This is a genomic window from Bacillus sp. AFS002410, assembly GCF_002556365.1.
Lineage (GTDB): Bacteria > Bacillota > Bacilli > Bacillales > Bacillaceae_G > Gottfriedia.
In genome coordinates this window covers 1-5,222 of sequence record NZ_NUEU01000018.1, presented here as the reverse complement: position 1 = coordinate 5,222, position 5,222 = coordinate 1, and the positions used below count along the sequence as shown (strand labels likewise).

4 protein-coding genes are annotated in these 5,222 nt (G+C 34.8%); 3 read left to right on the top strand and 1 reads right to left on the bottom strand.

The window, feature by feature from the left end; all coding sequences use genetic code 11:
- Nucleotides 1–913: 913 nt before the first annotated feature.
- The 3 genes from CN692_RS12250 to CN692_RS12240 all read left to right on the top strand — a co-directional run bounded on the left by CN692_RS12250 (nt 914) and on the right by CN692_RS12240 (nt 4,724).
- Nucleotides 914–2,230, top strand: a complete 1,317-nt coding sequence (locus tag CN692_RS12250) for an MFS transporter (protein ID WP_257144021.1) — start codon at nt 914–916, stop codon at nt 2,228–2,230.
- Nucleotides 2,231–2,357: 127 nt separating this feature from the next.
- On the top strand, nt 2,358–3,917 hold the full coding sequence (gene hutH / locus CN692_RS12245) for a histidine ammonia-lyase (protein ID WP_098119448.1): 1,560 nt from the start codon (nt 2,358–2,360) through the stop codon (nt 3,915–3,917).
- 123 nt (nt 3,918–4,040) lie between these two features.
- The gene (locus CN692_RS12240) at nt 4,041–4,724 is read left to right on the top strand and encodes a hypothetical protein (protein ID WP_098119447.1); all 684 of its coding nucleotides are present in this window, start codon (nt 4,041–4,043) and stop codon (nt 4,722–4,724) included.
- A gap of 305 nt (nt 4,725–5,029) precedes the next feature.
- Here CN692_RS12240 and CN692_RS26160 read toward each other — a convergent pair whose 3' ends face one another.
- Nucleotides 5,030–5,206, bottom strand: a complete 177-nt coding sequence (locus tag CN692_RS26160) for a hypothetical protein (RefSeq protein WP_179874429.1) — start codon at nt 5,204–5,206, stop codon at nt 5,030–5,032.
- Nucleotides 5,207–5,222: the final 16 nt, after the last annotated feature.

The following is a 5,222-nucleotide window of genomic DNA, read 5'->3' as shown; positions in this document are numbered from 1 at the left end:
ATAAACTATCTCCTCCTAAAACTATTAAATTTATCGGTTCCCCTAATACTCCCTTATAGTGTCATAGGTTCGCTTGTTATTCGGGATCTTTGTCCCAACCAGCCCAAAGCATGTTTCTATAAGTAGGGGGTGAACTGTTTAGTTGACGGGGTCTAAGCCCCACTAATGCTTCGTTCTGCCCCGACTACTTAATCATAAGACCATATCAAAAATGGTCAACCAGAAATTTAACTGGTTGACCTTATAATACGAACTGATGCGATAGTTCAATAAAATTTTCCTAGTAGGCAAACAGAATATACATTAGTTTTTAAATTGAATATATTATAGTGAACAATCTTTTTTGCCCAATGTCACCTTTTAAGAGAAACTCCTTCCCAAGAGTTTTCTCTTTTTTATTTTTACAGGTTATGCAACTAACGCATTGCGTTAGTTGAACAACATAGTCGACATTTTGTCGTTATTTTTTATTTGTAGTTAACGATTTCTTTAGAAGAAAAATCTACACAGCTGCTCTGTGGAAGAAGTCTGTAGAGTGCAAATAAAAAAGTTCCATTATCATTTAACTTCTTTTCCTATTCCCTCCACCATTGTCATTCCTATCCCTCTATTAAAGCAATATTGTGCTAGTAATCCGAAACTTTATCTAGAGCTAATTTGACCAGTAATTATTATAATTTACTAAAAATATCGAATATTTTGTAAGCGCTTTAAGAAATCAAAGTAAGTCGTTAGATGATTACTTACTATTTTTTACAAGGTGTTTTATCTGAAAAGTCAAAAAAGGAGAGGTTCTTTTGAAAGAAAAAAATTTATGTTGGATGATGCACTACTTAATAAATTTTATATTCGGATTACAGCACTTACTTTTGGCTCGAATTTTTCGAATGGCTAGGCATTAGGGATTATAGGAATGGCGCTTTCGCTACTTGGCCCGCAAATGAAATTAAATTCAATTTGGGAAGGATTAATCGGTAGTTCCGCATTAATCGGTCTATTTTTTGGTAGTCTGTTTCTTGGAGGATTATCAGATCGGATTGGTAGACAGAAAATATATTTAGTAAACTTTGTAATTATTACAATCGCGTCAGCTTTACAGTTTTTTGTCCATGATCCGTACACTCTTTTTGCATTAAGGATCTTAATTGGTGTTGCACTTGGAGGAGATTATGCCGTTGGATCTACTTTACTAGTTGAGTTTGCACCTAGAAAGTACAGAGGTATGTTATTATCTTCATTAAACGTTTTATGGACTGTTGGATATGTAGCTTCAAATCTAGTTGGTTATTACTTAGAAAAAACAGGGCCAGACGCATGGCGTTGGATGTTAGTAAGTGCTGCACTTCCTGGTTTAATCGTTCTTCTTTTACTGTTTGGCACACCAGAATCTCCGCGTTGGCTATTAAAAATGGGGCGCGTTGAAGAGGCACGTGCCATTGTGCGAAAGTATATTGGTGAAAATGCTGTAATGGATGAGACAGTCGACTCACATTCTAATCAAACATACAAAGTTACCGATTTATTCAATAAACAGCTTTGGACACGTACAACATTTGGATCACTTTTTTACATGTGCCAAGTAGTTCCATATTTCGCGATTTATACATTCCTTCCAACTATTTTAAGTAAAATGGGTTTTGAAGAAACTTTTGGTGTAGATATGGTACTAAACTTGTTCCTTCTAGTAGGGGCGATTGCTGGTGTTTGGTGCACTGAAAAATTAACTCGTAGAGGATTTACGATTAATACATTTATTATTTTAACAATTTCATTATTTGTTTTAACTGTTTTACCACAAGGGCTACATACGATTGCGATAATTGTCTTTGCAATATTTACTTTTGTAATGTCAGCCGCTTCAAATTTAACGTTAGTTTATCCTGCTGAACTATTTCCTACCGAAGTTCGTGGAACTGGAGTAGGGGTTACAACAGCAGTCAGTCGAATAGGTTCAGCTTTTGGAACATTCTTATTACCTATAAGCGTTAGTTCTATGGGTATGGCACCTTCAATGATTGGGATGTCTATCATTCTATTAATTGGTACAATTGTTTCAATAGCTTGGGCTCCAGAGACAAAGTCACTTTCATTAAATGAAGCTAGTAATCTATTACTTGAAGGGGATTTAGTTGAGACAAACAATCAGTTTCAAGTCATTAAACTGCTTCAGACTAACAAACGCTCTCTTTCTTCGTTGCTTAGCCTGCCTGAGGTGCTTCTTATCATCTAGGTAACTCCGCACCTCTTCAGGCTTTGCGCTATGTAAGACAAGCGTTTTCAGTAAGTCTAATTTTCATATTTTTGGTATTTTGTTTAGTATTAAAAGTTAATTCATAAATAATTAAGAGGTGTTTTTAATGACCAAGTACGATTTTAATCATCCAAATAGTATCAAAGAGGTTATTCTTGGAGATCATGAGTTGTCGATCAATGAAGTGATTGCTGTTGCTAGATATGGAGCAAAAGTATCTTTTACAGAAAATTACTTATGTAGAATAAATAATTCTCGTAATCTAATCGAAATGTTTCTTGAAGAAGAAAGAGCAGTTTATGGGGTAACTACAGGCTTTGGAAGTAATGTCACAGAGGTTATTTCAAAGGAAGATGCACAAACTCTTCAACGAAATATTGTCAGATCTCATGCTGTTTCAGTAGGAGAGCCACTTGAAAAAGAAGTGGTAAGAGCTATTCAATTAATGATTTTAAATAATATAGGGCAAGGCTATTCAGGAGTTAGATTTGAAGTTTTAGAGCTAATTGCTACCCTGCTTAACAATGATATTTTACCATTTGTTCCCGGTGAAGGATCGGTAGCATACTTATCTCCTGAGGCACATATGGCCCTAGTATTAATGGGAGAAGGAAAAGCTTGGTATAGGAATGAGCTACTAAACGGGCATGAAGCATTGGAGCGTGCCGGACTAAAACCTGTGACTTTTGAATGTAAAGAAGGATTAGCACTTTTAAATGGCTCTACATCAGTAACAGCATTCGCTATACTCTCTATATATAATGCAATTCAGGCTGTAAAAACTGCAGATGTAGCTGGCGCTATGTCATTAGAAGCCCTTAAAGGTACTATTAAAGCTTTAGATCCACGTCTACACTCAGTAAAAAAACATGAAGAACAATCAGAAACAGCTCGAATCGTTTCCAAGATTTTAGCTGGAAGTGAAATAGCAGAGAAGTATAAAGAATATCGCTTACAGGATGCACTTAGTTTAAGATGTATACCACAAGTTCATGGAGCAGTAAAAAAAGTGTTTAAAAATGCATTAGAAAATATAAAAGATGAAATGAAGTCCTCAAGTGATAATCCGATTATTTGGCCCGAGGAAGAAGATGGTATTGCGTTAATGGGTGGAAATTTTGATTCTTCATATGTGGGAATCGATGCAGATACTATTTGTATTGGTATGGCAAATTTAGCAAAGATAGCTGAACGTCGTATTGATCGGTTGGTAAATTATCATGTAAGTGAACTTCATAATTTCTTAGTTGTGAATCCAGGGTTAAACAATGGATATATGATTCCACAATATACCGCTGCTGGATTGCTTAATGAAATCAGAGTTCTATCGCATCCAGCAACAATTGATAATACATCTACATGTGCTAATCAAGAGGATGTTGTTAGCTTTGCGTATTTTGCTGCTAAGAAAGCTTATCAAATTTCTAAAAAACTTGAACATATTATAGCTATTGAGCTAATGGTTGCTACGCAAGCTCTAGATTTCCATGATTCATTAAAGCCATCGCCAGTAACGGCAAGTGTTCACCAGTTAGTTAGAAATCAAGTTCCAACAGTTGAAGAGGATCGATATTTCTATAATGATATTGAAACAATTTGCCGTCAAATTCATGATGGAGAAATTATTGCACTTGTTGAAGAAAAAATAGGCGTTATGGAATTATGAAATTTTTTGTGAAGCAGTTATACTCTTAGAGTACAATTGCTTCTTTTTTTACTAAATCGTTTGTTAGTTATTAGCATTTTTTCAACTAAGAAAAATCATAAAGGCTAAAAAGGAGATATTAAGATGAATCGAAATGCTACTCAATCAGCTTTTTCAAATTGGCTACTCTCTGGTACACTAGTTCAAATAGGAACTTTTGAGGAAGTTCAGAGAATTTGTGGCATTGATACGTATCCAAATGTCTTAATGGTGATTTCAATTGATCGTTATCCTGATTTAGCAGCGGAAAGTCCAATCCAATGGAAAATAGATATTGGTCAAAAACTCATAAATCAAATTGATCAGACAATAGAAGTTTCTTATTTATGGAAATGGGTAGATTCAATTCAAATTACAGTCTCAATTGGTATTGGTAAAAAATACAATGAGCCTTATTTGTTACACCATTCTTTTGAAGAGGCCAGAAAATCAATGTCAGGGCGTTTTTTTCAAGGAAATAAGCTGATTTTTCATAGTGGTATTAAGCCGGTTGAAAAAAATACGCTAAAAGCGCCAACTGAAGAGCGTGTTGAATTATTAGCACTTGTTCGAATTGGTGATGAAGTAAATCAATTAAAAAATTATATAGAACAAGTTGCCAATGCCTGTAGATTAAATGAAGACGTATTTAAGACAGAGGTAGTCGATTTAATCATGTTAATTTCTCGAGTTGTAGTAGAGTCAGGTGTTGATGCAACACTTATCATGTCTAAAAACGCACAAATATCCAAGAGCTTTACCATATTATTCGTTATGATAAATTTGTAAAAAAAGTATGTGAATATGTTTAATGGTTAACGGTCCAAATCGCTAATTCATTTAATAATCAGATGACACCGATTATTCGAAAGGCAACTAAGTATATTAGAGAAAATCATCAAACTAGTATTACTCTAGAGGAAATTGCTCAATTTTGTTGCTTAAGTAAGTACCATTTCAGTTTGGTTGAATGTGTAAAAATATTACCATTCAAAAATGAAAAAGTCATGACATAAAATATGGATGGACTGGTTGACCTAATGGATAGCGTCCTGGTAGTTACGAGTAGAGGGCGATAAGATAAAAAAGCATCCTTACTGGATGCTCTTGATTTGGGTCACAATTTGGTTGTGTTCGGTGATTAATCTTTTCAACTGTTCTTCGAGATGAGGGTCGTTTTTCTTCGCTAAGATGATCTTGACGATGTCGATCGCTTCGCGCGTCTTCATTAATTCTTTTTGCAATTTTTCGACTGCATTCAATTTTCCCATGTTTTACCCTCTTCTT